24 protein-coding genes are annotated in these 24032 nt (G+C 60.0%); 15 read left to right on the top strand and 9 right to left on the bottom strand.

Annotation, left to right across the window (positions count from 1 at the left end; all coding sequences use genetic code 11):
* Window positions 1–214 precede the first annotated feature (214 nt).
* Both KW840_RS20430 and KW840_RS20425 read right to left on the bottom strand, forming a co-directional pair.
* The gene (locus KW840_RS20430) at window positions 215–1387 is read right to left on the bottom strand and encodes a patatin-like phospholipase family protein (protein WP_218497237.1); all 1173 of its coding nucleotides are present in this window, start codon (window positions 1385–1387) and stop codon (window positions 215–217) included.
* 134 nt (window positions 1388–1521) lie between these two features.
* Window positions 1522–2454 carry a lipid A biosynthesis lauroyl acyltransferase gene (locus tag KW840_RS20425; RefSeq protein WP_090453969.1) on the bottom strand — a complete coding sequence of 311 codons (933 nt, stop codon included), beginning with the start codon at window positions 2452–2454 and terminating at the stop codon, window positions 1522–1524.
* Window positions 2455–2572: 118 nt separating this feature from the next.
* On the opposite strand from KW840_RS20425, the gene minC reads away from it, so the two are divergent.
* From minC to KW840_RS20390, 7 genes are all read left to right on the top strand, one after another.
* On the top strand, window positions 2573–3310 hold the full coding sequence (gene minC / locus KW840_RS20420; RefSeq protein ID WP_090457784.1) for a septum site-determining protein MinC: 738 nt from the start codon (window positions 2573–2575) through the stop codon (window positions 3308–3310).
* Between the two features lie 202 nt (window positions 3311–3512).
* Window positions 3513–4325 carry a septum site-determining protein MinD gene (gene minD / locus KW840_RS20415; protein WP_090453967.1) on the top strand — a complete coding sequence of 271 codons (813 nt, stop codon included), beginning with the start codon at window positions 3513–3515 and terminating at the stop codon, window positions 4323–4325.
* 3 nt (window positions 4326–4328) lie between these two features.
* Window positions 4329–4583: a cell division topological specificity factor MinE gene (gene minE / locus KW840_RS20410; RefSeq protein ID WP_007974947.1), complete on the top strand. Its 255-nt coding sequence runs from the start codon at window positions 4329–4331 to the stop codon at window positions 4581–4583.
* 91 nt (window positions 4584–4674) lie between these two features.
* Window positions 4675–5310 carry an RluA family pseudouridine synthase gene (locus tag KW840_RS20405; RefSeq protein WP_046037585.1) on the top strand — a complete coding sequence of 212 codons (636 nt, stop codon included), beginning with the start codon at window positions 4675–4677 and terminating at the stop codon, window positions 5308–5310.
* Between the two features lie 189 nt (window positions 5311–5499).
* The gene (locus KW840_RS20400; RefSeq protein ID WP_057715768.1) at window positions 5500–6789 is read left to right on the top strand and encodes a M18 family aminopeptidase; all 1290 of its coding nucleotides are present in this window, start codon (window positions 5500–5502) and stop codon (window positions 6787–6789) included.
* Between the two features lie 27 nt (window positions 6790–6816).
* The gene (locus KW840_RS20395; RefSeq protein WP_090453963.1) at window positions 6817–7140 is read left to right on the top strand and encodes a hypothetical protein; all 324 of its coding nucleotides are present in this window, start codon (window positions 6817–6819) and stop codon (window positions 7138–7140) included.
* Between the two features lie 126 nt (window positions 7141–7266).
* Window positions 7267–9378, top strand: coding sequence for a mechanosensitive ion channel family protein (locus KW840_RS20390; RefSeq protein WP_256353488.1), 2112 nt, complete (start codon window positions 7267–7269; stop codon window positions 9376–9378).
* Between the two features lie 122 nt (window positions 9379–9500).
* Here KW840_RS20390 and KW840_RS20385 read toward each other — a convergent pair whose 3' ends face one another.
* A complete protein-coding gene (locus KW840_RS20385; protein ID WP_057715771.1) occupies window positions 9501–10214 on the bottom strand; it encodes a UTRA domain-containing protein in 714 nt (237 codons plus the stop codon).
* Between the two features lie 361 nt (window positions 10215–10575).
* Between KW840_RS20385 and KW840_RS20380 the strand changes: the two genes are divergently transcribed.
* The 6 genes from KW840_RS20380 (at window position 10576) to KW840_RS20355 (ending at window position 15928) form a co-directional block, all read left to right on the top strand.
* Window positions 10576–11640 (top strand): ABC transporter substrate-binding protein, encoded by a 1065-nt coding sequence (locus KW840_RS20380; RefSeq protein WP_218497232.1) that lies wholly within the window; start codon window positions 10576–10578, stop codon window positions 11638–11640.
* Window positions 11641–11818: 178 nt separating this feature from the next.
* Window positions 11819–12625, top strand: coding sequence for an alkaline phosphatase family protein (locus KW840_RS20375; protein ID WP_218497229.1), 807 nt, complete (start codon window positions 11819–11821; stop codon window positions 12623–12625).
* 5 nt (window positions 12626–12630) lie between these two features.
* Window positions 12631–13467 (top strand): ABC transporter permease subunit, encoded by an 837-nt coding sequence (locus tag KW840_RS20370; RefSeq protein WP_198530268.1) that lies wholly within the window; start codon window positions 12631–12633, stop codon window positions 13465–13467.
* Window positions 13454–14254, top strand: a complete 801-nt coding sequence (locus KW840_RS20365; RefSeq protein ID WP_218497220.1) for an ABC transporter permease — start codon at window positions 13454–13456, stop codon at window positions 14252–14254. The genes KW840_RS20370 and KW840_RS20365 overlap by 14 nt, the downstream gene beginning before the upstream one ends.
* Window positions 14251–15240 (top strand): ABC transporter ATP-binding protein, encoded by a 990-nt coding sequence (locus KW840_RS20360; RefSeq protein ID WP_218497218.1) that lies wholly within the window; start codon window positions 14251–14253, stop codon window positions 15238–15240. The genes KW840_RS20365 and KW840_RS20360 overlap by 4 nt, the downstream gene beginning before the upstream one ends.
* Before the next feature lie 34 nt (window positions 15241–15274).
* Window positions 15275–15928: an HAD family phosphatase gene (locus KW840_RS20355; protein WP_150814121.1), complete on the top strand. Its 654-nt coding sequence runs from the start codon at window positions 15275–15277 to the stop codon at window positions 15926–15928.
* Between the two features lie 114 nt (window positions 15929–16042).
* Here KW840_RS20355 and KW840_RS20350 read toward each other — a convergent pair whose 3' ends face one another.
* On the bottom strand, window positions 16043–17005 hold the full coding sequence (locus KW840_RS20350) for a zinc-binding dehydrogenase (RefSeq protein WP_218497216.1): 963 nt from the start codon (window positions 17003–17005) through the stop codon (window positions 16043–16045).
* Between the two features lie 138 nt (window positions 17006–17143).
* Here KW840_RS20350 and KW840_RS20345 point away from each other — a divergent pair, with 138 nt between their 5' ends.
* Together KW840_RS20345 and KW840_RS20340 are read left to right on the top strand one after the other, a co-directional pair.
* Window positions 17144–19225 (top strand): carboxy terminal-processing peptidase, encoded by a 2082-nt coding sequence (locus KW840_RS20345; protein ID WP_198530248.1) that lies wholly within the window; start codon window positions 17144–17146, stop codon window positions 19223–19225.
* 144 nt (window positions 19226–19369) lie between these two features.
* A complete protein-coding gene (locus KW840_RS20340) occupies window positions 19370–21160 on the top strand; it encodes a bifunctional diguanylate cyclase/phosphodiesterase (RefSeq protein ID WP_218497213.1) in 1791 nt (596 codons plus the stop codon).
* Window positions 21161–21184: 24 nt separating this feature from the next.
* On the opposite strand, the gene KW840_RS20335 is transcribed toward KW840_RS20340, so the two are convergent.
* The 5 genes from KW840_RS20335 to KW840_RS20315 form a co-directional block, all read right to left on the bottom strand.
* Window positions 21185–21592, bottom strand: coding sequence for a sel1 repeat family protein (locus KW840_RS20335; protein WP_057715781.1), 408 nt, complete (start codon window positions 21590–21592; stop codon window positions 21185–21187).
* Window positions 21593–21964, bottom strand: coding sequence for a hypothetical protein (locus KW840_RS20330; RefSeq protein ID WP_007898892.1), 372 nt, complete (start codon window positions 21962–21964; stop codon window positions 21593–21595). It abuts the gene before it with no gap.
* Entirely contained in the window at window positions 21961–22302 is a 342-nt protein-coding gene (locus tag KW840_RS20325) for a helix-turn-helix transcriptional regulator (protein ID WP_218497211.1), read from the bottom strand. Before KW840_RS20325 ends, KW840_RS20330 begins: the two co-directional genes overlap by 4 nt.
* A 114-nt stretch (window positions 22303–22416) precedes the next feature.
* Window positions 22417–22872 carry a YkvA family protein gene (locus KW840_RS20320; protein WP_057715782.1) on the bottom strand — a complete coding sequence of 152 codons (456 nt, stop codon included), beginning with the start codon at window positions 22870–22872 and terminating at the stop codon, window positions 22417–22419.
* A gap of 292 nt (window positions 22873–23164) precedes the next feature.
* Entirely contained in the window at window positions 23165–23881 is a 717-nt protein-coding gene (locus KW840_RS20315; protein WP_090453947.1) for an FKBP-type peptidyl-prolyl cis-trans isomerase, read from the bottom strand.
* Window positions 23882–24032: the final 151 nt, after the last annotated feature.

The following is a 24032-nucleotide window of genomic DNA, read 5'->3' as shown; positions in this document are numbered from 1 at the left end:
TCAAGCACCATGCTGGCAGCATGCAGCTTGAACTCGCGTGTATAGACCTTTCTTTCGTTCATGGAACCTCCAAGTTGGCGAAATCATATCGCCCTTAAGAGGTGTCCGGAATTATTAGGCCAGTTCAGCCCGCTCGCTATCGTCGTGAACGATAACGCTGGGGTCCTGATACCCCGCGGTGTCCTTTCGTCCATCGCGAGCTCGCTCCTACATCTCAAGCCGAAACCAAAGGCTCCCCTACTCCAAGAAACCGGCACAACTCCCCGCGCTTGGCCAACGCATCCCGCCGCCCCAGTTCAATCAACTCGCTGCAATACCCCGCCTCGAACAGCAGGTAACTCAAAACCCCCGCCCCGCTGGTCTTGGTCGCCCCCGGCCCGCGCAGAAACAGGCGCAATGCCGCCGGCAATTCCTGGCGATGACGCGCGGCAATCTCATCGATCGGCTGGCTCGGAGAAATCACCAACACGTCCACTGGCGCCACGCCCAAAGCGCGGGTGGGTGTACCCTCAGGCATCAGGTGACTGAACTGGTTCAGGCGCTGCAACAGCTCGATGTCGCTTTCCAGGCTGTCAATGAACGTACTGTTGAGCATGTGCCCGCCGATCTGCGCCAGGGACGGCTGCTGACCGGTGTAGCTACGCAACAAGGGTTGTCGCGGGTCAATCCCGCGGGGGTTGCCACTGACGCCCACCACCAGCACCCGACTGGCACCCAGATGCAACGCCGGACTGATCGGCGCCGACTGACGCACCGCGCCATCACCGAAATACTCTTCGCCGATTTTCACCGGGGCGAACAGCAGCGGGATGGCCGAACTGGCGAGCAGGTGTTCAACGGATAACCGGGTGGGAACACCGATACGCCGATGGCGCAACCAGGCATCGATCTTGCCGCCGCCCTCATAGAAGGTGACGGCCTGGCCGGACTCATAGCCGAACGCGGTAACCGCCACCGCATGCAATTGCTTCTGTGCGATCGCTTCGGCGATGCCACCCATATGCAGCTTGTCGTTGAGCAAATCCCGCAACGGAGAACTGTTGAGCAGCGCCACCGGAACCTGGGCACCGATGCCGAGCAAACTGTGGCTGACAAAACGGCTGGCCTGGCGGATCACCCCGGGCCAGTCGCTGCGCAACACCAGATGACTGCGAAAGCCCTGCCAGAATGCCGTCAGGCGTTCGATGGCGTTACGAAAGTCCATCGCCCCGCTGGCGAGGCTGACGGCGTTGATCGCGCCCGCCGAGGTGCCGACGATCACCGGAAACGGATTCCGGGCCCCCGGCGGCAGCAATTCGGCAATCGCCGCCAGCACCCCGACCTGATAGGCCGCCCGAGCCCCGCCACCGGAAAGAATCAACCCTGTAACCGGTTCGCCTGGACTCATGCACAACTCTCCATGGTGCTTGATGGGATTTCGTTGTTTCAACCTGTTCCCTTGCTCGCGATGGTTGTGAAAACGCCGCGGGGGTGTCAGGTGCCCCGCGTTATCGTTGGCCACCATCGCGAGCGAGCTCGCTCCTACACGCGTTTGGCGTACAGCTTGGGCTCGCCCGGTGGGCGGCTCTTGAAGCGGCGATGGGCCCACAGGTATTGCTCGGGATGCTCGCGCAGAACGCTTTCGATCCATTGGTTGATGCGCAGGCAGTCGGCCTCCTCGGTTTCGCCGGGGAAGCCTTCGAGCGGCGCATGGATCACCAGGCGATATCCGCTGCCGTCCGCCAGACGTTCCTGGGTGAACGGCACCACCAGCGCCTTGCCCAGTCGCGCAAACTTGCTCGTGGCGGTGACGGTCGCGGCCTGAATGCCGAACAGCGGCACGAAAATGCTTTGCTTGGCGCCGTAGTCCTGATCCGGTGCGTACCAGATCGCCCGGCCCGAGCGCAGCAGTTTGAGCATGCCGCGCACGTCTTCGCGTTCCACCGCCAGCGAATCGAGGTTGTGCCGCTCGCGGCCCTGGCGCTGGATGTAGTCGAACAGCGGATTCTTGTGCTCGCGGTACATGCCGTCGATGGTGTGCTGTTGACCGAGCAACGCCGCGCCGATTTCCAGCGTCGTGAAGTGCAGGGCCATCAGGATCACGCCCTTGCCCTCACGCTGAGCCTGCTGCAAATGCTCCAGCCCTTCGATATGAGCAAGATTTGCCAGGCGCTTGCGCGACCACCACCAGCTCATCGCCATCTCAAAGAATGCGATGCCGGTGGAGGCGAAGTTTTCCTTGAGCAGGCGTTTGCGTTCGGCGGCGGTTTTTTCAGGAAAACACAGTTCCAGATTGCGCTTGGCAATGCGCCGTCTGTCGCCGGCCACGCGATACATCAATGCGCCCAGTGCGCGACCGATCCACAGCAGTGCCGGGTACGGCAGCTGGACGATCAGCCACAACAGCCCCAGGCCACACCACAGCGGCCAGAAACGTGGAGATAGAAATGCTTTTCGAAAACGCGGGCGGTCCATTAATGCTTCCGGAATGACAATGGCCGCGCATTCTACATCGTTCGACCCGGCTTGCGGCCCGCGGGCGTTCTCGTTATAAGTCTCGGCACTTTTAGTGACAAGTCGTTGTATGCCGACCATGAGCCAAACCGAACCGCTAGACCAAGATCCCGTGTTCCAGTTGAAGGGCAGCATGCTGGCCATTACGGTGCTGGAACTGGCCCGTAACGACCTCGAAAGCCTTGATCGGCAACTGGCCGCCAAGGTCGCCCAGGCGCCCAACTTCTTCAGCAACGCGCCACTGGTACTGGCCCTGGACAAACTCCCGGCCAACGGAGGCGCGGTCGATCTGCCAGGGCTGATGCGCGTTTGCCGCCAGCATGGCCTGCGTACCCTGGCGATCCGCGCCAGTCGCATCGAAGACATTGCCGCCGCCATCGCGGTCGACCTGCCGGTGCTGCCACCGTCCGGTGCCCGGGAGCGTCCACTGGACCTGACCGAAGGCGAACCGAAGAAAAAACCGGAAAAACCGCCCGAGCCGACCATCAAGCCGACGAAAATCATCACCTCGCCGGTACGCGGTGGCCAGCAGATTTATGCCCAGGGCAGCGATCTGGTGGTGATCTCCTCGGTAAGCCCGGGGGCGGAACTTCTCGCCGATGGCAACATCCATGTATACGGCCCGATGCGTGGTCGCGTGTTGGCCGGCGTCAAGGGCGACACCAAGGCGCGGATTTTCTGTCAGCAAATGAGTGCTGAACTGATTTCCATCGCCGGGCATTACAAGGTTTCCGAAGATCTGCGCCGCGACCCGCTATGGGGTTCGGGTGTGCAGGTCAGCCTGTCCGGCGACGTGTTGAACATCATTCGGCTTTAACGGATACTGCCGCATTTTCCAAGCATCTCTAAAACGTAGCGAAAACGGCTCAAACGAAGTAGGAAAAAGGCCGAAAGCAGTGTTTACCGGGGGTAAACGCCGCTCAAAACCGGATTCCAGCCAAGGCTGTCCGACTGCAGTAGTTTTTCAGGAGATGTTTTTCAGGGACTGAAAAGTCCTTTTTCCTTAGGGGTGAAACACCTTGGCCAAGATTCTCGTGGTTACATCCGGCAAGGGTGGTGTGGGTAAGACCACCACCAGCGCCGCTATCGGTACCGGCCTCGCTCTGCGCGGCCACAAAACAGTGATCGTCGACTTCGACGTGGGCTTGCGCAACCTCGACCTGATCATGGGTTGCGAGCGCCGCGTGGTGTATGACTTCGTCAACGTGGTCAACGGCGAAGCCAACCTGCAACAGGCTCTGATCAAAGACAAGCGCCTGGAAAACCTCTACGTGCTGGCCGCCAGCCAGACCCGCGACAAAGACGCGCTGACCGTCGAAGGCGTGGAAAAAGTCCTGATGCAACTCAAGGAAGACTTTGAGTTCGTGGTCTGCGACTCCCCGGCAGGCATCGAGAAAGGCGCCCACCTGGCCATGTACTTCGCCGATGAAGCGATCGTCGTGACCAACCCGGAAGTCTCCTCGGTACGTGACTCCGACCGCATGCTCGGCCTGCTGGCCAGCAAGTCCCGTCGTGCCGAACGCGGCGAAGACCCGATCAAGGAACACCTGCTGATTACCCGTTATCACCCGGAACGTGTGAGCAAAGGTGAAATGCTCGGCGTAGAAGACGTCAAGGACATCCTTTCGGTGACCCTGCTCGGCGTGATCCCTGAATCCCAGGCGGTGCTCAAGGCATCCAACCAGGGTGTTCCGGTGATTCTCGACGACCAGAGCGATGCCGGCCAGGCCTACAGCGATACCGTTGACCGCCTGCTGGGCAAGACCGTGGATCATCGATTCCTTGATGTACAGAAGAAGGGATTCTTCGAGCGCCTGTTTGGAGGCAACTAAGCAATGAACCTTTTTGACTTCTTTCGTGCCAACAAAAAGCAAAGCACCGCGTCGGTAGCGAAAGAGCGTCTACAGATCATCGTGGCGCACGAACGCGGCCAACGCAGTACCCCGGACTACCTGCCAGCCTTGCAGAAGGAACTGGTGGAGGTGATCCGCAAGTACGTCAATATCGGGTCCGATGACGTGCATGTCGCACTGGAAAGCCAGGGCAGCTGCTCGATTCTGGAACTCAATATCACCCTGCCAGATCGCTGAGTCGATCCGGCTGGAGCCACGGCGGCTCAGGCCCCTTGCGCGACTGCAAGGGACCTGAGCCGCCGTTGGCGTTTGTTACGAGGCTGTTTTAATGCCGCTGTCCAACATCCACATCATCCATCAGGATGCCGCCGTACTGGTGGTGAACAAACCGACCCTGTTGCTTTCTGTCCCTGGCCGGGCCGATGACAACAAGGACTGCCTGATTACCCGCCTGCAGGAAAACGGCTACCCGGAAGCGCGAATTGTCCATCGCCTGGACTGGGAGACTTCCGGCATCATCCTGCTGGCCCGCGACCCGGACACCCATCGCGAACTGTCCCGGCAATTTCACGACCGCGAAACCGAAAAGGCCTACACCGCCCTGTGCTGGGGTCAGCCGGAACTGGACAGCGGCAGCATCGACCTGCCCTTGCGCTACGACCCACCGACCAAGCCGCGCCACGTGGTCGACCATGAATTCGGCAAACACGCACTGACCTTCTGGCGAGTGCTGGAGCGTTGCGGCGACTGGTGCCGCGTTGAGCTGACGCCGATCACCGGCCGCTCCCACCAGTTGCGCGTGCACATGCTCTCGATTGGTCATCCGCTGCTGGGTGACGGGCTCTATGCCCATGAGCAGGCGCTGGCGGCCTGGCCGCGCCTGTGTCTGCACGCGAGCATGCTCAGCTTCACCCATCCGCAAAGTGGCGAACGCCTGCGCTTCGAGTGCCCGGCACCGTTTTAGGCGCTTTACGCAAACCCTGTGGGAGCGAGCTTGCTCGCGATGAGGCCGGCTCATCCAGCATTGATGTTGGCTGACACTCCGCTATCGCGAGCAAGCTCGCTCCCACAGGTGATCTTCCCCATCCTTAGCCCACCGCCAATTCCCTGACCAATACGTTAAACTGGCGCCACTGCTGTCTGGAGCTACTTTATGCGCGAAGAGTTGAACCAAGGCCTGATCGATTTCCTCAAGGCCTCCCCTACCCCGTTCCATGCCACCGCCAGCCTTGTTCAGCGCCTGGAAGCGGCGGGCTACCAACGCCTCGACGAGCGCGAGCCGTGGAATACCGAAGCCAACGGTCGCTACTACGTCACCCGCAACGACTCTTCGATTGTCGCGATCAAGATGGGCCGCCATTCACCGCTGCACGGCGGTATTCGCCTGGTCGGCGCCCACACCGACAGCCCGTGCCTGCGCGTCAAGCCGCAACCGGAACTGCAACGCCAGGGCTTCTGGCAACTGGGCGTTGAAGTCTATGGCGGCGCGCTGCTGGCGCCGTGGTTCGACCGCGACCTGTCCCTGGCGGGCCGCGTAACCTTCCGTCGTGATGGCAAGGTCGAGAGCCAGTTGATCGACTTCAAGGCACCGGTCGCGATCATTCCGAACCTGGCGATTCACCTCAACCGTGAAGCCAACATGGGTTGGGCAATCAACGCCCAGACCGAACTGCCGCCGATCCTCGCGCAATTTGCCGGTGACGAGCGCGTGGACTTCCGCGCGGTGCTCACCGACCAGCTCGCCCGCGAACACGGCCTGAATGCCGACGTGGTGCTCGATTACGAGTTGAGTTTCTACGACACCCAAAGCGCTGCGGTCATTGGCCTGCATGGCGACTTCATCGCCGGCGCGCGCCTGGACAACCTGCTGTCGTGCTACGCCGGCCTGCAAGCGCTGTTGACGGCCGACACCGACGAAACCTGCGTGCTGGTCTGCAACGACCACGAAGAAGTCGGTTCCTGCTCGGCCTGCGGTGCCGACGGCCCGATGCTTGAGCAGACCTTGCGTCGCTTGCTGCCTGAAGGTGATGAATTCGTACGCACCATTCAGAAATCCCTGCTGGTTTCGGCTGACAACGCCCACGGCGTGCATCCGAACTACGCCGACAAGCACGATGCCAACCACGGCCCGAAACTCAACGCCGGCCCGGTGATCAAGGTCAACAGCAATCAGCGCTACGCCACCAACAGCGAAACCGCCGGGTTCTTCCGTCACCTGTGCATGGCTGAAGAAGTGCCGGTGCAAAGCTTCGTAGTGCGCAGCGACATGGGCTGTGGTTCGACCATCGGCCCGATCACCGCCAGCCACCTGGGCGTGCGCACCGTGGATATCGGCTTGCCGACGTTCGCCATGCACTCGATCCGCGAACTGTGCGGCAGCCATGACCTGGCGCACCTGGTCAAGGTGCTGAACGCGTTCTACGCCTGCCGCGAATTGCCGTAAACCCCGCAATACCCTGTAGGAGCGAGCTTGCTCGCGATGGACGTGAACGATTACGCGTGTTTTCTGGATAAACACGGCGCCCTGAAGTTCATCGCGAGCAAGCTCGCTCCTACAGACAACACGGTGCAAAAAAGCCGCCTAGACTTCCAGTATCCCTTCGACAAGGCCGTCTCCATGATTTCGATGTCTACCTTTCACGCCATGCTGATTCCGATTCTTGCCGGGATGCTCCTGCTGGCCGTCGGCTTCAACTTTCGCGATAAGAATGCCGGTGTGTTTGCCATGTGGATCGGCATGCTGACCATTCTCGCGACCGTTGTTCTCAAGATCCTCGCCAAACTCAACGAATAATTCCTCGCCCTTGGCTCGCATTGATTTTGACGGGCTCGTACACTCGGTCGATCCGCTCCCTGCGAGGTTGACCGCCTAGTGTTCGCTCGTCTTTTTTCCCTCCCGTGTATTGTCCTTGTCTGCCTGATGACGCTGCTGTCAGTGGCACCTGCCCAGGCGGCCGGCCTGCCGGGCCTGCTCAACAACCAGGCCAAGGCGCAGCCCGAAGCACAGGAACCGCTGGGGCAATCTCTGGACGAAGTGATCAAGTCACTGGAGAACGACCAGCAACGCACCAAGCTGCTGGCCGACCTGAAAAGGCTCCGCGACACCACCAAACAGGCCCAGCCGATTACCGAAGAAGGCGTACTGGGCTTGATTGGCGGAACCCTGGCCAATTTCGAGAAGAAATTTTCCGGCGTCGACAGTCCGCTCACGCTCTGGTCCAGTGAATTCGATCAGGCCAGGGAAGAACTGGTGGCGTTGGCGCTGCCGGCCAATGAATGGCTGCCCATGCTGTTCGCCTTTGCCATGATCCTGATGGTCTGGAGCCTGCTGGCCGCCGCCCTGATCTGGATCAGCCACCGCGTGCGGATGCGTTTCGGCCTGACCGAAGAACTGCCGCAGCATCCCAGGGCCCTGGACATGTTGCGTTTTGCGCTGCGCAAACTCGGGCCATGGCTGATCGCCCTGGTGATCACGGTCTACATGAGCTACGCCCTGCCCTCGTCCCTGGGCAAAAGTCTGGCGATGGTGCTGGCCTATGCACTGGTGGTCGGCACCTGCTTCTCGGCCATCTGCGTGATTGCCTTTTCCCTGCTCGACGGCCCACACCGCCACCGCGCCTTGTACATCCTGCGGCACCAGGCGTTTCGGCCGCTATGGCTGATCGGCAGCTTCGCCGCGTTTGGCGAAGCGCTGAGCGATCCGCAACTGGTCAACAGCCTCGGCAGCCATCTGGCCCATACCGCCGCGACTGCCGCCAACGTCCTGGCCGCGCTCTCCACGGGCCGCTTCATCCTGCGTTTCCGCCGGCCGATCGCCCACCTGATCCGCAACCAGCCGCTGTCCCGGCGCCTGACCCGCCGCGCCCTCAACGACACCCTGTCGATTCTCGGCACCTTCTGGTACGTGCCGGCGTTGGTGCTGGTGGCCATTTCCCTGTTCGCGACGTTCATTTCCGCCGGCGACACCAGCACCGCCCTGCGCCAGTCGCTGATCTGCACCGTTTTGCTGGTGTTGTGCATGGTCATCAACGGCCTGGTACGCCGCCACGCCCTCAAACCGCAGCGCGGCATCCGGCGCTACGCGGTGTATTCGGAACGGCTGAAAAACTTCTTCTACACCATCGTTCACCTGTTGGTGTGGCTAGCCTTTATCGAACTCGGCCTGCGGGTCTGGGGCATGTCGTTGATCCGCTTTACCGAAGGCGACGGCCATGAAGTCAGCGTCAAACTGTTCAGCCTCGCCGGCACGCTGCTGTTCGCCTGGCTGATCTGGATTCTCAGCGATACCGCCGTGCACCACGCACTCACCCGCTCGCGCAAAGGCCTGGCCAACGCCCGCGCACAGACGATGATGCCGCTGATCCGCAATGTGCTGTTCATAGCGATTTTCATCATCGCGCTGATCGTTGCCCTGGCGAACATGGGCATGAACGTCACGCCCCTGCTGGCCGGTGCCGGTGTGATCGGTCTGGCCATCGGTTTTGGTGCGCAGTCGCTGGTAGCCGACCTGATTACCGGGTTGTTCATCATCATCGAAGACTCCCTGGCCATTGACGACTACGTGGATGTCGGCGGTCACCTCGGCACGGTCGAAGGCCTGACCATCCGTACCGTGCGCCTGCGGGACATCGACGGCATCGTCCACACCATTCCGTTCAGCGAAATCAAAAGCATCAAGAACTACTCCCGGGAATTCGGCTACGCGATCTTCCGGGTAGCGGTGCCGGCCAACATGGACATCGACAACGCAATCAAACTGATGCGCGAAGTCGGCCAGAAAATGCGCACCGACCCGCTGCAGCGGCGCAATATCTGGTCGCCGCTGGAGTTCCAGGGGGTGGAAAGTTTCGAGTCGGGCAACGCGATCCTTCGCGCCCGGTTCAAGACGGCGCCGATCAAGCAGTGGGAGGTTTCGCGGGCGTTCAACCTGTCGCTCAAGCGGCACATGGATGAAGCCGGACTGGATCTGGCGACACCGCGGATGAGTATTCAGGTGATTACCGCGGGTGGTGCGCCAGAACAGTCCGTGTAGGAGCGAGCTTGCTCCGGGCGGCGTTCCGACGATGAACTCAAGAACGCCACGTTTAGCCAGTAAACACGCGTAATCGTTAACGACCATCGCGAGCAAGCTCGCTCCTACAGGAAGGTCGGACGTTAGACCACATCCACCCCGACATGAATCGCATCATGCCGCCAGAACTCCAGGTCGCAGTCGATCAAGCGTTCATGCTGGTCATAGTTGACCCGGGCAATCTGCAAGCCCGGGCTACCCACCGACACTTTCAACGCCGCCGCCGCATCCACCGACAACGCCGTAGGTACAATCTCGAAGCGCACCCGCCCGTAGTGCAAATCGTAATGCCGCGCATACAACTCGGTAATCGACTGATTCAGATCGAACTCAAGAATCCCCGGGAAATACTGTGGGTTCAGATAGTGTTCCACATACAACACCAGTCGCCCGTCAATCCGCCGTGAACGGCAGATCTGAATCACGCTCGACAGCGCCGGCAATTGCAGCCAGGCACACACCGCCGCCGACGCCGGCTGCAATCGCGCCGAAATCACCTCGGTCGACGGCACCCGCCCCTGGGCGCTGACCATCGCGTGAAAGTGGCTACGCTGCATGAGGTTGTAGGCCAGGCGTGGCGGCGAGACGAACCAGCCGCGACGCTCCTCGCGATAAATCTGCCCCTGGGACTCCAACTGCAACAACGCTTCACGCAAAGTGATCCGTGTGGTGCCAAACAATTCACTGAGCTTGCGTTCGGCCGGCAATTTGCTGCCGGGGGTCAACAGTCCATGGTCGATCTGCTCCTGAAGCACCTGGCCGATGGCTGTTACCGCTTTTGTTGCCTCTTCACGCATCAACGTTTCCTTTCTGGACTAGACCAGCACCATTTCAGGGCAGAACCGCAGTGTAAACCGGCTCATTCAATAGTCTGCAAGCGTAGGCAGCGCAGATGAACCAGATGTGACAAAGCCGCCCAACGGTCGCCATTCCCTGCCTTCAACAACTTGCAATTCATCGGCCAAGTCCCTTGCGACCCGGGGTCTTGACCATGGTCTACGCTTAGCAGGCCAGTCGCGATACCGCTGAACAAAAAGTCATTCCGGGCGACGAACGACATCAAAGTGTCATCCAGCCCCCTTAAATTGGCTCAGGTATTGCTGACCTAGACCAACAAACCGCAATCGCAGCGTTGAACACGACCCAAGGAGCTTCGGAATGAAAAAGCTTTTCCTGGCATCACTGTTAGGCTCGACCATCGCAATGTGCACCGCCGCCATCGCGGCCGATGATCTGAAAACCCTGGAAGCCGCTGCGAAAGCGGAAGGCGCCGTCAACAGCGTTGGCATGCCCAATGACTGGGCCAACTGGGCCGGCACCTGGAAAGACCTGAGCGACAAGTACGGCCTCAAGCACATCGACACCGACATGAGCTCGGCCCAGGAGATCGCCAAGTTCGCCGCGGAGAAAGACAACGCCAGCGCCGACATCGGCGACGTCGGTGCAGCGTTCGGCCCGATCGCGGTCAAGCAAGGCGTGGTCCAGCCTTACAAGCCTTCGACCTGGGATCAGATTCCGGCCTGGGCCAAGGACAAAGATGGCAACTGGGCACTGGCCTACACCGGCACCATCGCTTTCATCGTCAACAAGAAGTTGCTGCATGGCTCCGAGGCGCCAACCAAGTGGGCTGACCTCAAGGGCGGTAAATACAAGGTCTCTATCGGCGACGTGAGCACCGCGGCCCAGGCAGCCAACGGCGTATTGGCCGCGGCACTGGCCAACGGTGGCGACGAGAAAAACCTCAAGCCTGCCCTGGATCTGTTCGCCGACATCGCCAAGCAAGGTCGCCTGTCGATGTCCAACCCGACGATTGCCACCATGGAAAAAGGCGAAATCGAAGTCGGCGTGGTCTGGGACTTCAACGGCCTGAGCTACAAGGCCAAGATGGCCAACCCGGATGACTACGTGGTGCTGATCCCGTCCGACGGCTCGGTGATCTCCGGCTACACCACCATCATCAACAAGTACGCGAAAAACCCGAATGCCGCCAAGCTGACCCGCGAATACATCTTCAGTGACGCCGGCCAGATCAACCTGGCCAAGGGCAACGCCCGTCCGATCCGCGCCGAACACCTGACCCTGCCAGCCGAAGTGCAGGCCAAGCTGCTGCCTAACGAGCAGTACAAGAAAGTGACGCCGATCAAAGACGCGGACGCCTGGGAAAAGACCTCCAAGGCCCTTCCTCAGAAGTGGCAGGAAGAAGTCATCATCAATATGCAGTAAGCGGGTAGCCCACCAACGGGAGGCCTGATGGAGATCCCTGTGGGAGCGAGCTTGCTCGCGATAGCGACCTGACATTCAGCATTGATGTTGAATGGAAGTCCCTCATCGCGAGCAAGCTCGCTCCCACAAGGGATTGGTTGCGTACTTGAATCATCTGTTTCACGGAGTCATCGCCCCTATGAAGCACAACGTCATCCTTGTCGTGCTCGACGGCCTCAACTACGAGGTCGCCCGCCACGCCATGGGGCACCTGCAGGCCTACGTCGGCGCAGGACGCGCGGCACTCTACAAACTGCAGTGCGAGTTGCCGGCCCTGTCCCGCCCCCTGTACGAATGCATCCTGACCGGCGTCGCGCCGATCGACAGCGGCATCGTCCACAACAATGTCTCGCGCCTGTCCAACCAGCGCAGCATCTATCACTACGCCACTGACGCAGGCCTTGTCACCGCGGCGGCGGCCTATCACTGGGTCAGCGAGCTGTACAACCGCTCGCCCTTCGTGGCGGCCCAGGACCGTCACACCGATGACCCGCAACTACCGATCCAGCATGGGCATTTTTACTGGAACGATCACTACCCGGATTCGCACCTGTTCGCCGACGCCGAAAACCTGCGCCTGCGCCATGCACCGAATTTTCTGCTGATCCACCCGATGAACATCGACGACGCCGGGCACAAGCACGGCCTCGACACCCCGCAGTACCGCAACAGTGCCCGCTCGGCCGACATCATCCTGGCCGACTACCTGCAAGGCTGGCTCGATGCCGGTTACCAAGTGCTGGTCACCGCCGACCACGGCATGAACAACGACCGCTCCCACAACGGGCTGCTTGCCGAAGAACGCGAAGTACCGCTGTTCGTCCTCGGCGACGCTTTCAGTTTCGATTCGGGCGCTGCGCCCGAACAGACTGACATTTGCGGCACCGTCTGCGAACTGCTGGGCGTGCCTCACGACAAGCCGGTGTGCCGGGAGCTTCTGAAGTGAATTCCATGACTCGCGGCAAATGGCTCGCGGCCTTGTGCCTGGTGCCATTTGCGCTGTTCTTCATCGTGTTCGAAATCGCACCGCTGACCTGGGTGATGATCAACAGCCTGCAATCGGAAGAGTTCGGCTGGGGCCTGGCCAACTTCACCAAGATCTTCAATTCGAAGTTCTACTTGCAGGCGATCCAGTACAGTCTCGAGATCAGTTTCTGGTCCAGCTTGTTCGGCATCATCATCGCGGTACTCGGCGCCTATTCCCTGCGCCGGGTGGACTCGAAACTGCGCAACTTCGTCAACGCCTTCGCCAACATGACCAGTAACTTCGCCGGTGTGCCCCTGGCCTTCGCGTTCATCATTCTGCTCGGCTTCAACGGCAGCTTCACCATCCTGCTCAAGCAGGCCGGGATCATTCAGGACTTCAACCTGTACTCGAAAACCGGGCTGATCCTTCTCTACACCTATTTCCAGATTCCTCTTGGCGTGCTGCTGCTCTATCCGGCCTTCGATGCCCTGCGTGAAGACTGGCGCGAGTCCGCTGCGCTGCTCGGCGCCGACGGTTGGCAGTACTGGCGCCACATCGGCTTGCCTGTTTTGACGCCGGCACTGCTGGGCACCTTCGTGATCCTGCTGGCAAACGCCCTCGGTGCCTACGCCACGGTGTACGCCCTGACCACCGGCAACTTCAACGTGCTGCCGATCCGCATCGCGGCGATGGTATCCGGTGACATTTCCCTGGACCCGAACCTGGCCAGCGCCCTGGCCGTGGTGCTTGTGGCCTTGATGACCCTGGTGACCATCGTGCATCAGTTGCTGTTGAAGAGGAGCTACCATGTCTCGCGCTGAACTGGGGCCCGCCGGTGTCTACCACCGCGTCGTGGTGTATCTGCTGTTTGCCATCCTGCTGTTGCCGCTGCTCGGCACGCTGATCTATTCGATCTCCAGCAGTTGGTCGGCGACCATTCTGCCCAGTGGCTTCACCCTCAAGTGGTACATCCAGCTGTGGAGCGATCCGCGCTTCCTGAATGCGTTCGGGCAGTCGCTGCTGGTCTGCATCGGTTCGCTGATTCTTTCGGTAGTGCTGATTCTGCCGTTGCTGTTCGTGGTGCATTACCACTTCCCGAAACTCGACGCACTGATGAACATCCTGATCCTGCTGCCCTTCGCCGTGCCGCCGGTGGTGTCGTCGGTGGGGCTGTTGCAGCTTTATGGTTCCGGACCATTCGCCATGGTCGGCACGCCGTGGATCCTGATCGGTTGCTACTTCACCGTGGCGCTGCCGTTCATGTACCGGGCGATCACCAACAACCTGCAAGCGATCAACCTGCGCGACCTGATGGATGCCGCCCAGTTGCTCGGCGCCAGCACCTTTCAAGCCGCCTTCCTGGTGGTGCTGCCGAACTTGCGCAAGGGCCTGATGGTGGCGTTGCTGCTGTCGTTCTCGTTCCTGTTCGGTGAGTTCGTGTTTGCCAACATCCTTGTCGGTACCCGCTACGAAACCCTGCAGGTCTACCTCAACAACATGCGCAACAGCAGCGGTCATTTCACCAGTGCGCTGGTGATTTCCTACTTCTTCTTTGTGCTGGTTCTGACCTGGATCGCCAATATCTTGAACAGGGACAAAAGCGAATGAGCTATGTCAGCGTCCAACATCTTCAGAAAAGCTTCGCCGGCACCACGGTGTTCAGCGACATCAATTGCGAAATCCAGAAAGGTGAATTCGTCACCCTGCTCGGTCCGTCCGGTTGCGGCAAATCCACCCTGCTGCGCTGCATCGCCGGCCTGACTTCGGTGGATGGCGGCAAAATCCTGCTCGATGGTGCCGATATCGTGCCGGTGAGCCCGCAGAAACGCGGGATCGGCATGGTGTTCCAAAGCTATGCGCTGTTCCCCAACATGACCGTGGAGCAAAACGTCGCCTTCGGCCTGCGCATGCAAAAGGTCAATGCCGATGACAGCCGCAAACGCGTCGCAGAAGTGCTCAAACTGGTGGAGCTCAATGACTTTGCCGCGCGTTACCCGCACCAACTGTCGGGCGGTCAGTGCCAGCGCGTGGCCCTCGCCCGCTCCCTGGTGACCCGGCCACGCCTGTTGTTGCTGGATGAACCGTTGTCGGCCCTGGACGCGCGGATTCGCAAACACCTGCGCGAACAGATCCGTCAGATCCAGCGCGAACTGGGCTTGACCACGATTTTCGTCACACACGATCAGGAAGAAGCCCTGACCATGTCTGACCGGATTTTCCTGATGAATCAGGGAAAGATCGTACAAAGTGGCGACGCCGAAACCCTCTACACTGCGCCAGTCGATGTGTTCGCCGCCGGGTTCATCGGCAACTACAACCTGCTGGACGCCGACAGTGCCTCGAAGCTGTTGCAGCGACCGATCAACAAGCGCATTGCCATTCGCCCGGAAGCCATCGAACTGAGCCTCAACGGTGAACTGGACGCGCAAGTACGCAGCCACAGCCTGCTGGGCAACGTGATTCGCTACCGGGTCGAAGCCCGGGGCGTGGAATTGGTGGTGGATGTGCTGAACCGCTCGGCGGCCGACCTGCATCCCGATGGTCAGCGCCTGGCGCTTTCCATCGATCCGACGGCCCTGTGTGAGGTAGCCTGATGCCTTTGCTGACGCTGAAGAGAGAACTGCACTGATGGCCCTGGCAATTTTTGATCTGGACGAAACCCTGATCCACGGCGACTGCGCCTCACTGTGGAGCGAGCAAATGGTCCGCCTCGGCTGGGTCGATGGCGAGTCGTTCCTGCGTCGCGACAAGGAATTGATGGATGCCTACGGCAGGGGCCATCTGGCCATGGAGGACTACATGGCCTTCAGCCTGGAACCATTGATTGGTCGTACGCCTGAAGAAGTCGCGCACCTGGTTGGTCCGTGGGTAGAGGACTTCATCGAGCCGATCATTTTCAGCGATGCCACCAAAGCCATCGCCGCGCACCGCAAGGCCGGCGACCGGATCCTGGTGATCTCGGCCTCGGGCACCCACCTGGTCGGTCCCATCGCCGAGCGCTTGGGCATCGACGAGATTCTGGGCATCGAACTGGAAGTGGCCCATGGCGTCTACACAGGCCACACCGTTGGCACCCTGACCTACCGCGAAGGCAAGATCACCCGCTTGCTGGAGTGGCTGGATGCAGAGGAGGAAAACCTCGAGGGTGCGAGTTTCTATTCCGACTCCCGCAATGACCTGCCGCTGTTGCTGAAGGTGGACTTCCCCCACGTGGTCAACCCGGATCCGGTGTTGCGCGAGCAGGCTGAAAAGGCTGGCTGGCCGATCCATATCTGGAAGTAACCCGGATCCCCTGTGGGAGCGAGCCTGCTCGCGATAGCAGTGTGTCAGTCAACGTTAATGCCGACAGACAGACCGCCATCGCGAGCAAGCTCGCTCCCACAGTTTTTTGTGTTGTCAGGTGAGGCTTTCGTCAATCACCAGCACCACCTTCCCCGCCACGGTATTACTCGCCAACTCGGCAAACGCCGCCTCGGCATCCTTGATCGGGAATGTCCTGGCCAGTTGCGGGCTCAAGCGCCCTTCAGCAAACAACGGCCACACATGCTGGCCCAAATCACTGAACAGATCGGCCTTGAACTGATCGTCGCGACTGCGCAAAGTCGAACCCAGCAACTGCACACGCTTGGCCAGCACCTGAGCCAGATCCAGCTTGGCCTCGCGGCCGCCCATCAGACCGATCAACACCCAGCGGCCATCCTGCGCCAGCAGCTTGAGGTTCAGGGCCGCGTAATTGCCGCCCACCGGATCGAGAATCACATCGAACGGCCCCAGATCCCGCAGGCTCTCCAGATCGCCATTACGCACCACGCCGCCCTGGGCGCCCAGCGCTTCGCAGTACGCCAATCGCTCTGCGGAGCCGACACTGACCCAGCACGGGTTACCGAAGGCTTTGCACAGCTGAATGGCAGCTGAACCGATTCCACTTGCCCCGGCATGCAGAAGAACTTTCTGACCCGGTTTGAGCGCGGCCAGTTGAAACAAATTCAACCAGACTGTTGCATAAACTTCGGGCAATGCAGCCGCTTCGAACAGTGACATTCCATCGGGAACCGGCAGCACATGCCGCCCGTCGACAACCACCTCTTCGGCCATCCCGCCCCCGGCCAGCAAGGCGCAAACCCGATCGCCGACTTGCCAGGAGGACCCGGCGCCCACCTCGCTGATGACCCCCGAGCACTCTAGACCGAGCACTTGACTGGCCCCTGGCGGGGGCGGGTAAAGGCCGGCCTTCTGCAACAAATCGGCACGATTGAGGCCCGCTGCCGCCACTCGTATACGAACTTGTCCTACATCGCATGCAGGACTCGGCTCATCAACCCATACCACTTGACCGTCAACGCCTTGCAATGCTTTCACAGTGCCTCCATAGTGAGTCTGGACTGAGCCCGAAGCTATAGCGTCGGGTTTTTTGCATTATGCGACCGGCTCCCAAAGAACCGGCGACTTCAAAGACGGCCTAATATGCGTTATCAATTGTCCCCGCGTCGAATCAGCATGAAGCATCTGTTCCCCAGCACTGCCCTCGCTTTATTCATCGGTATCGGCTTGCTGCCGATGTCGAGCAATACATTCGCAGCCAATAGCTGGGACAAGCTTCAACCCGATCGTGACGAAGTGATCGCCAGTCTGAACGTCGTGGAGTTGCTCAAGCGCCACCACTACAGCAAGCCGCCGCTCGATGACGCACGCTCGGTAATCATCTACGACAGCTACCTCAAGCTGCTGGATCCGTCGCGCAGCTACTTCATGGCCAGCGATATTGCCGAATTCGACAAGTGGAAGACGCAGTTCGACGATTTCCTCAAGAGCGGCGACCTGAACGCCGGGTTCACCATCTACAAGCGCTACCTGGACCGCGTCAAGGCGCGTCTGGACTTCGCTATTGCCGAGCTGAACAAAGGCGTCGACAAGATCGACTTCACCACCAAGGAAACCTTGCTGATCGACCGCAAGGACGCCCCTTGGCTCAAATCCACCGCAGAACTCGACGACCTGTGGCGCAAACGAGTCAAGGACGAAGTCCTGCGTCAGAAGATCGCCGGCAAGGATTCCAAGCAGATCCAGGAAACCCTGACCAAGCGCTACAAGAACCAGTTGGCGCGCCTGGACCAGACCCGCGCGGAAGACATCTTCCAGGCGTACATCAACACCTTCGCCATGTCCTACGACCCGCACACCAACTATCTGTCGCCGGATAACGCGGAGAACTTCGACATCAACATGAGCCTGTCCCTCGAGGGCATCGGTGCCGTGTTGCAAAGCGATAACGACCAGGTGAAAGTCGTGCGCCTGGTGCCGGCAGGTCCCGCGGACAAGACCAAGCAGGTTGCACCGGCCGACAAGATCATCGGCGTTGCCCAGGGCAACAAGGAAATGGTCGACGTCGTGGGCTGGCGCCTGGACGAAGTGGTCAAGCTGATCCGTGGTCCGAAGGGCACCGTGGTGCGCCTGGAAGTTATCCCGGCCAGCAATGCGCCGAACGACCAGACCACCAAGATCGTGCCGATCACCCGTGAAGCGGTGAAACTCGAAGATCAGGCCGTGAAGAAGTCGGTCTTGAATCTGAAGCAGGACGGCAAGGACTACAAGCTCGGCGTCATCGAGATCCCGGCGTTCTATCTGGACTTCAAGGCCTTCCGTGCCGGCGATCCGGATTACAAGAGCACCACCCGCGACGTCAAGAAACTGCTGACCGAATTGCAGAAAGAGAAAGTCGACGGCGTGGTCATCGACCTGCGCAACAACGGCGGCGGTTCCTTGCAAGAGGCCACCGAGCTGACCAGCCTGTTCATCGACAAAGGCCCGACCGTGCTCGTGCGTAACGCCGATGGCCGGGTCGATGTCCTGGAGGATGAAAATCCGGGCGCGTTCTACAAAGGCCCGATGGCGTTGCTCGTCAACCGCCTGTCCGCCTCGGCTTCGGAGATTTTTGCCGGCGCCATGCAGGACTACCACCGCGCGCTGATAATCGGCGGCCAGACCTTCGGCAAAGGCACCGTGCAAACCATTCAGCCGCTCAACCATGGCGAACTGAAACTGACCCTGGCCAAGTTCTACCGGGTTTCCGGGCAGAGCACCCAGCATCAGGGCGTCTTGCCGGACATCGATTACCCGTCGATCATCGACACCAAGGAAATCGGTGAAAGCGCCCTGCCGGAAGCCATGCCGTGGGACACCATCAAGGCGGCGATCAAGCCTGCGCTCGACCCGTTCAAGCCGTACATTTCGCAGCTCCAGTCCGAGCATGACGTGCGTACGGCCAAAGATGCGGAGTTCGTGTTCATCCGTGACAAGCTGGCCCTGGCGCAGAAACTGATGGCCGAGAAAACCGTCAGCCTCAATGAAGTCGAGCGCCGTGCCCAGCACGCCGACATCGAAGCCAAACAGCTGGCCATGGAAAACATCCGTCGCAAGGCCAAGGGCGAAGAACCGCTCAAAGAGTTGAAGAAAGAAGACGAGGACGCCCTTGCGGCCGAGGACGACAAGACCAAACCGGAAGACGACGCCTACCTCAGCGAAACAGGGCGGATTCTGCTGGACTACCTGAAACTCAACACGGCAGTGGCCAAGCACTGAGTTTGTACAAACAACTGATGGCAATTTAATGCTGACGCCCCGGTAGCGTCATCAAACAGTCATCATTCTGTCGTGAAATAAAGGACCGGGCGTGCCCTTTTTACCAAGGACACGCCCAGTCCTTTTTTATTGCCAGAGATCGCCATGACCACAACCGAACAGCTGAGTGCCTTGAGCTCGATCCTGAGTCAAAGCGGTTTACACAGTCTGTTCCAACCGATCATCAGCCTCTCTGAACGACGCATCCTCGGTTACGAAGCCCTCAGTCGTGGCCCCTCCAACAGCCCTCTGCACTCCCCTGTCGCCCTGTTCGCCGTCGCCCGCCAGGCCGGACGCCTGAGCGAGCTGGAAATTGCCTGCCGCAAAAGCGCTTGCCGACGCTTCAATGAGCAACAACTGCCAGGCCTGTTGTTCCTTAACGTGTCCCCGGAGTCCCTGCTCGAAGCGGCCCATCAACCGGGGCGCACCCTGCAATTGCTGCAGGATTTCGGCATTGCGCCAAGTCAGGTGGTCATCGAGCTCACGGAACAGACGCCGACGGATGATTTCCAGCTGCTGCAAACCGCCCTGCATCACTATCGGGCGATGGGGTTTTCGATTGCGCTGGATGACCTGGGGGCGGGCTATTCGAGTTTGCGCTTGTGGTCCGAGCTACGGCCGGATTACGTGAAAATCGACCGGCATTTCATTGATGGCATTCATCAGGATGCGCTCAAGCGCGAGTTCGTCGGCTCGATCCTGCAAATCGCCAAGGCCTCGCGGGCGCAAGTCATCGCCGAAGGTATCGAGCTCCCCGAAGAACTCACGGTGCTGACCGAAATGGGCGTGGACCTGGTGCAGGGCTATCTGCTCTGCCGCCCCCAGGAACACCCGCCACGGGATGCCCGGACATTGATGCCCCGACAGGACAGCACCGCCGTTGCACTGAGCGAAGACGGCAGCGACCTCAGCGCCCTGCTCAACGAGCTGCCCGCGGTGAACCGCGACACGCCGACCGCCACGGTGCTCGAAGCCTTTCGCCGCCAGGCCAACCTGAACTCGCTGGCAGTCCTGGATGAACAGGGTCAACCCTGCGGCATTGTCCATCGTCATTCGCTCTCCGACGTCCTGCTCAAGCCCTTTGCCACCGACCTGTTCGCCCGCAAGCCCATCAGCCGCCTGATGAACGACGACTTCCTCGCCGTCGAACTGAGCCAGTCACTGCAACAAGTCAGCCGCCTGATCACCAGCCGTGCCCGCCAGCGCATCGAAGAAGATTTCATCATTACCCTCAACGGCGGTTACCTGGGGTTGGGCCGGGTGATCGACGTGCTCAAGCTGATCACGGAACTGAAGATCCAGCAGGCCCGCTACGCCAACCCGTTGACCTTGCTTCCGGGCAACGTGCCGATTCAGCAATGCCTGACGCGACTGCTGCAACAGCGAAGGGAATCGGTGATCTGCTACGTGGACATTGATAGCTTCAAACCTTTCAACGACATCTACGGCTATGGTCGCGGCGACGAAGTCCTGCTGTGCCTGGCGCAATGCCTGAACGATCGCGTCGACCCGTCCCGCGACTTCGTCGGCCACATCGGCGGCGATGATTTCCTGCTGGTGCTAGGCCCGGAAGACTGGCGCAAACGTTTGAACCAGTTGCTCGACGACTTCCAGAGCCAGTGCCGGCGCTTCTACCGCAGCGAGCACCTGGAAGCCGGCTGCTTCATCGCACCCAATCGCCAAGGGCAGCGCCAGGAGTTTGCGTTGTTGTCGCTGTCGATCGGCGTAGTGCATTTGCATCCACAGGCCTGTGGACAACTCGATGCGAGCCAGTTGGCCGAGATGGCATCACAGGCCAAGCACCATGCGAAAAATGTGCAGGGCTATAGCGTGCATGTGATTGATAGCCGGGTGGTTTCGACTGTTGAAGAGCTGCTCGTTTCCGGGCATCGATAAGGGCGCTTTCCGGCTTCACTCCCATCAACGAGGCGCCGAGGAAGACTTCAGCTCTTCGAGCTTGATCGGCGCCAATGGATGCCCGGCCTTCGCCGCCATCTCCCAGAATCGCGCCGCTTCGACCGGATCCGGAGCCTTGCTCGCCGTCCCGGCCAGCGTGATCACGCCCACCTGATACGCCGCCTTGCCATCGCCCGCCAACGCCGCCAGGCGCAACAAACGCACGCCCTCCTCACGAGCACCGAGGCCGACGCCGCGAAACGCCAGGATGTGCCCATAGAAGCTCTGGGCGCCGACATCGCCCAGGTTGGCCATGCGTGCGAACTGGCCTTCGAGCCAGCGCCAGCCACGTGGCTGACGGACAAACCATGACCAGTGAAACAATCGGCGCGCGAGCCAGTAACCAGCCCGCGCCTTGAGTTGTAAAAACACTCAGGCCTCGGCCGATTCCGGGTATTCGTACTCGAATACCCGCACCACTTCCGAAGCATGCCAGGATGCGGCGGCAACGCCGTCCGACGGCCCGGAAAAACGCCCGAGACGCTCGACACATTCAAAGAATCCGGTGCGCGGCAAGCGGCTGGCGCCCTGACTGATCACCAGTGAACTGCGCAATGGCTGCTCCGCCCTGGCGTCCAAAGCCGCCAGATGCTCAAGGGCCGCCGTCAGGGTCTGCATGGCCGGGGTCGGCAGCTGCAAACGTTCCAGCAATGCCCGATACGTCAACAGATGGCGCTGACGACGCGCCTGATCCAGTTCGCCGAGCAATCCGTCCCAATGTTGACGACTGATGCGTACGCTCACGATTCATCCCTCCACCCTGGCACCGTCAATTCCCAGGCCAGGCTACGGCGAATCGCGGCGTCGGGCAGACGCTCGCCACTTTCGATCATGGCCAGGTAAGACGGGCTGATGCCTACCGTGCGGGCCAACGCCTCGATGGCGATGCCCTTCCCCTCGCGCAAACTGCGTAGTTGATCCAGACCCGGAAGTATCGCGTCTGGTGTCGCCGCCTGAGGCTTCGTGGCTTGAGGCGACTCTTGCTCTTTGATGCCCGCTGCTTTCAATAACGCCTGATACTGAGCCCATGGCAGAACCGCATATTCGGGCTCGCCTTCGCGTGTAATTATCTGAATATCCATCACTACCCCGTAGGACAACAACACTTAGCGAGTCGGCACTTTTCCCTAGAAGTGTAATCCTAACAGCGGCCAAGGTCGCGGGGGGCATCAATCTATGAACTCGTCAAAATCGAATCAGTGTTTTTTCGGGCCTTGAAGTTGAAGTTGCTCGGGGGTATCAGGCAGACGCTCAACCACCGCGAGCTTCTCCGGCACCTGCCGTTTGCGCCAGGCGCGGAAGGCATTGAGCTCGTCGTCGAGCACTTTCATCAGCCATGCCAGTACCGCGATGTCATCGAGCATGCCAAATACTGGAATGAAATCCAGGATCGCATCCACCGGACTGAGGAAATACATCAGGCCCGCGACAACCGAAACCAGCGCCTTGGGGCTGATGGCGCGATACTCACCACGCCAGTAGGCCAGGCAGAGTGCCTGCAACAGCTTCAAGTCGTCCTTGATCTTGCCCAATCGATTACCCTGGCTTGCGCCTTTACTGGCGACCGCGAACAACAGGGTTGGCAATCGACCGCGTGCCAGCAGACGTCCGGCCAGTGGCAGGAAACGAGCGAAACTCCAGGGCGTTTTCATCATTCCTCCCGTTGAAATGTTATCCACACAAATTGTGGATAACCTTGTGAACAGAGCTGCTTTTCATCGCTGTAAGCCCCGTTTTACAAGGCCCGCGTTCAGATCGGGCGTTTTTTACTCATCAAAAAAAACCCATAATTTCATTGACTTGGCGGCCTTGTGCGTCTACCGCCAACACTACTATGCCTAAGACTCCAGCCTAGAGCGTCTGTTCGTTTTGTTTACCCGTACCGAACGCCAGATGCAACAACGCCCCGCATGAGCGAGGCGTTGTTATCGAAGCAGGCGCTGGTTACTTGGCAGCGGCGTCTTCTTTTGCCGGATCCTTGATGGCCAGCAGTTCCAGGTCGAATACCAGCACCGAGTTGGCTGGAATCGCCGGGCTTGGGCTTTGAGCACCGTAAGCCAGGTCAGCAGGGATGTACAGCTTGTACTTCTCGCCAACGTGCATCAGTTGCAGGCCTTCGACCCAACCCGGGATCACACCGCTGACCGGCAGATCAATCGGGCTGCCGCGCTCGACGGAGCTGTCGAATACGGTGCCATTGGTCAGCTTGCCGGTGTAGTGAACGGTCACTACGTCAGTCGGCTTTGGCTGAGGACCATCGGCTTTCTGCACGACTTCGTACTGCAAGCCCGAAGCGGTGGTGGTCACGCCAGCTTTCTTGGCGTTGTCTTCGAGGAATTTCTTGCCGGCAGCCGCCGACTCTTCGCTCATCTTGGCCATGCGCTCTTCGGCACGCTTTTGCAGTGCGGCGAACGCCTCGACCAGTTCTTCGTCTTTGAGCTTCTGCTCTTTCTTGCCGACGGCGTCTTCGATGCCCTGGGCTACAGCCTTGGAATCCAGGTCATCCATGCCTTCCTGAGCCAGGCTCTTGCCCATGTTCAGGCCAATGCCGTAGGAAGCTTTTTGCGCCGGAGTTTTCAGCTCTACGCTGGTCTGCGAATCACAACCCGCGAGTACCAGGCCAACCAGGGCTACCGCCGCCGCCAACCGATGCTGTTTCATGCTATTTCCTTGTTCATGCGCCTAAAGGGCAATCGAGTAAAGCCGCGAGCTTATCAGGCCGCCACGACCAATGGCTACCGGCATGAGAGCCGGAAACAATTGATAAGTTCAGGTGTTTAAACGCATTTCACAATTCCTGTCGATGAAGCTT

Source organism: Pseudomonas sp. PDM30 (genome assembly GCF_019218985.1).
In the GTDB taxonomy this organism is placed as follows: domain Bacteria; phylum Pseudomonadota; class Gammaproteobacteria; order Pseudomonadales; family Pseudomonadaceae; genus Aquipseudomonas; species Aquipseudomonas jessenii.
Note: the sequence above shows the minus strand (reverse complement) of the source record. Positions and strands in the feature narration are given on the sequence as shown.